The sequence below is a fragment of the Endozoicomonas atrinae genome, assembly GCF_001647025.1.
Classification (GTDB): Bacteria; Pseudomonadota; Gammaproteobacteria; order Pseudomonadales; family Endozoicomonadaceae; genus Endozoicomonas; species Endozoicomonas atrinae.
The window spans coordinates 1-3,560 of the sequence record NZ_LUKQ02000400.1 but is presented as its reverse complement, the minus strand read 5'-3'; the positions used below and the strand labels follow the sequence as shown (position 1 = coordinate 3,560).

Sequence of the window (3,560 nt, the reverse complement as noted above, 5' to 3'; positions counted from 1 at the left end):
ACCATTCGCACCGGAGTTAAACAGCTCAGAAAGGCTATGGGAGTGGATGCGGGAGCATGACTTATCAAACAAAGCATTTTCAGGTTATGAAAATATTGTAGATTGTTGCTGTGAAGCTTGGAATAACCTTTGCAGCGAAGCTGGTCGACTGTTCAGTCTGTGCTCCCGTGATTGGGCAGTTATACAGTAGTTAGAAAATTCAATTGGTATTATGACTTGCCCAAATAAAAAACAGGCGTATTTCCTGTAGAGTCCTTCAATGACTCATTTGCTCCATGCCGTTTAAGGAGTTCATAAAATGTTGAGTCACACCAATTTTCCTTTACACCTGTTGCCGCAATGTGCAGAGGTGTTTGTTGGGTTATTGGGTGAGCTGAATGCTTATGTTTATCGAACGTGTCGTTACAGTCTACCCTTGGTTTTCTTGCTGAAGGTGTTTTCTGGTTTATGTCGGCACCATGACTGAGTAGTAGTTCAAGAGCATCAGTGTCTTGTTGATATGTAGCGCAGTGAACAGGGTAAAAACGATGATCATCTGGAGATGTATAGATAGCACTATTTACATTTAGGCCTCTATTAATAAGCAGTTTTAATGCGGGTACATTGTCAAGCTCCATACATAATTTCCATAATGGAATACGTGTCGAACCCACCAGACAGCCAACCCCTGTTGGTTTGTAATGGTTTGATATCAATATATCCATAATGTCCAAACGACCAAGCCTCACAGCAAGCCCTAATGGGCTCCAGAGTTGTCCATATTCATCTTGATATTGGTAGTTAGTCCCTGAATTTCGGAGGGCCTTTTCAGAGTCTAGAAGGGTATGTAAGCACTCATTCTGGCCACTATTTATGGCATGCATGATAATGCCAACTTCTTGATCATTGACTTTGGCAGATTCAACAGGTTTATCTGCTTGTTTAAGAAGGTATTGAAGAGCTTCATTTTTACCTAAACTGATTGCCCATCCGGTTAATAATTTCAGCTCTGCATGCTTCTTATCAGAGCTGAGAGTTTTAAAATATTTATTACATTGATCAAACTTATCAGCACACAACCATTGGCAGACACTTTTCCACGATTCTTCTTTACGCTGGCCGGTAAATACACATGAAACATCTGAGCTTTGAGCATGGAGCCATCTTATATTCTCTGCTTGCCAATCACTGAAACTGGAAAAACAGTCTGAGCAACTAACAACATCGTCAAAACCACGGTAGTGAAGCCCTTGTGCAGCAAGCTCTTCAGTCTTGTTGTATTTGCTGGTTTTGTGATCTTTCCAATCACTGGATGTGAAAGAGTTTTCACGAACAGAGTGTTTGCCAAAATCAACAGGCCTGGCATTTCGACTTTTTAACGGCATACATTGGTTATCATAATGCCTGGTGTATGTATTGCATGGAGAGCCCCAACGGCCATCTTCTTTGCTCAAAGGGAACTCTGTTGCTGAGATATACTGGCAATGTTTACAAGTTAACTGAACCTTCATACTGAAGGCCTCTGAATCCCATAAAGTCGATGACACTTTATATTGCTGGTCAGTAAACTGATCCGGAAGATACATTCCAGAAGAACGCATAGTATTCAGCGGGCTGCTCATTGCTGTTTGAACCTTTGATTTTTACCTCTTGTGTTTAGACATTTTCCCTTTGGATTCTCTCCATGCGGTTAGAAAATTCTGCCAATTAAACAGAAGCTGTAATAGAGTATGGACGACAGAATAATGACAATAGAATTTCAGGGAGCTTAACCCATGTCAGATCAGCAGAATCATATCCTGATCGAACAGCAGGATGATATCCTGACGATCCGCTTCAACCGCAGTGATAAAAAGAATGCTCTGACCACCGGCATGTACGCTTCGATTCTTGAAGCACTGATCGCTGCTGACCAGGATGACAGTGTTAAGGTTATTCTTTTTGCTGCCCAGCCTGATATGTTTACTGCAGGTAATGACCTAAAGGATTTTCTGGCCCAGAACAGTGCTGAAGAGCCAGAAGCCATGAAAATGCTACGACAACTTGCGGTGCAGAAAAAGCCGATTGTGGCCGCTGCCAGCGGTATTGCAGTGGGTATTGGTGTAACCCTGCTGCTCCATTGTGATCTGGTTTATGTGGGCGAAAGCACGCGACTGCGCTTACCCTTCGTGAATCTGGCGGTAGTACCAGAAGCTGCTTCAAGTTTGCTGCTGCCAGATATTATGGGGCGTCAGCGGGCTTCAGAACTGTTGATGCTGGGGGATTTCTTTGATGCTCAGCGCGCCCGTGAATATGGCATTGCCAATGCAGTAATTGCCAATGAAGAAGTCTTTGAATATGCCCTGGCAAAGGCCAGAGAGCTGGCAGAAAAACCCCGTGAAGCGCTGTTGCTGACCAAGCAGCTTATTACGCAGACCCGCCGTAGCGATGTGCAACAACGCATTGATGATGAAGGTGTTATCTTCGGTGAGCGAATGATATCCGAGGAAGCCCGTCAGGTAATGGGCGCCTTTTTTTCCGGTAAGTCTTAACCCGGTGCTCTGAGAATGGACGGCCATGGGGCAGTGCTGAAAGGGGTTCTGTTCGCCATCGCATCATCACTGGTAGCCAGCACAGCCGGAGCTGCCAGTAAGATGATTGCTGATGTAGTGCCGGTTACCACCATTGTTTTGTTCCAATATGGACTTTGTCTGCTGCTTCTGGTGCCCATGTTCCTGCGTTATCCATTTAGCCACTGGTCTACCCGGCGCCCTGGCGCGCATTTGTTACGAGGGGTTGCTGGATGGCTCTGCTTTTATGCTTACTATCTGGCTATCAAGCATATTCCATTGGTGGATGCGGCATTGTTAAGAAATACAGCGCCTTTGTTTGTTCCTCTGCTGGTTTGGGTATGGATGAAGGTTGAGATACCAAAGAGCCACTGGCACCCCCTGATTCTTGGGTTCATAGGAGTGATCCTGATTCTGAAGCCGGATCTGGAGGGTGTTGAAACCTGGCACCTGATTGGTTTGATTTCCGGATTATCCCTGGCGTTATCCATGGTTGGAACACGAGTGCTTTCAAATACTGAGCCAGCCAGTGTGATCCTGTTTTATTATTATCTGATCTCGTTTCTCTGCAGCTTGCCATTGGCGATCATGGAGTGGCAGGCCATTCCTCTCTGGACATTGCCCTATTTGCTTTATATTGGCTTCTCGATATCTCTGACCATGTGGTGTTATACTCGGGCATATACCTTGGCTAAAGCTTCAATTGTGGCTCCAATCAACTATTCTGGTGTTGTATTTGCCGGGGGGCTGGGCTGGATTATCTGGGGGCATATTCCTGATACTGTTGCGCTGGCAGGTATTGTGCTGGTAGTGGTGGCGGGGCTGTTATCTTCCTGGCTTGGTCTCAGTCAGAATAGGTCTGGTGAAACTATTAACAATGTTCCTCAAGTAACATCAAAATAAAACCTGATTACCACTGTACCTCAGCCAGCTTGAGAAGCCTTGCTGGCATGGGGCAAGTTCGTGCAGCCATGTAACCCAACCTTGACACCATTGCTTTCAAATCAAAGCGCCGGTTGAATCGATAACAAT

3 protein-coding genes and 2 pseudogenes are annotated in these 3,560 nt (G+C 45.3%); 3 read left to right on the top strand and 2 right to left on the bottom strand.

The genetic code is table 11. The features are described from left to right. Positions 1-190, top strand: a pseudogene (locus AK963_RS36045) (IS630 family transposase); the annotation flags it as partial. Positions 191-209: 19 nt separating this feature from the next. Here AK963_RS36045 and AK963_RS26920 read toward each other — a convergent pair. After that, entirely contained in the window at positions 210-1,601 is a 1,392-nt protein-coding gene (locus tag AK963_RS26920; RefSeq protein WP_066018423.1) for an ankyrin repeat domain-containing protein, read from the bottom strand. A gap of 153 nt (positions 1,602-1,754) precedes the next feature. Between AK963_RS26920 and AK963_RS26915 the strand changes: the two genes are divergently transcribed. Next, positions 1,755-2,510 (top strand): enoyl-CoA hydratase-related protein, encoded by a 756-nt coding sequence (locus AK963_RS26915; protein ID WP_066018422.1) that lies wholly within the window; start codon positions 1,755-1,757, stop codon positions 2,508-2,510. Between the two features lie 15 nt (positions 2,511-2,525). Continuing rightward, positions 2,526-3,431 carry a DMT family transporter gene (locus AK963_RS26910; RefSeq protein WP_066018421.1) on the top strand — a complete coding sequence of 302 codons (906 nt, stop codon included), beginning with the start codon at positions 2,526-2,528 and terminating at the stop codon, positions 3,429-3,431. A 7-nt stretch (positions 3,432-3,438) separates the two neighbouring features. Here the strand turns inward: AK963_RS26910 and AK963_RS32620 are convergent. Then, positions 3,439-3,560, bottom strand: a pseudogene (locus AK963_RS32620) (IS1595 family transposase); the annotation flags it as partial.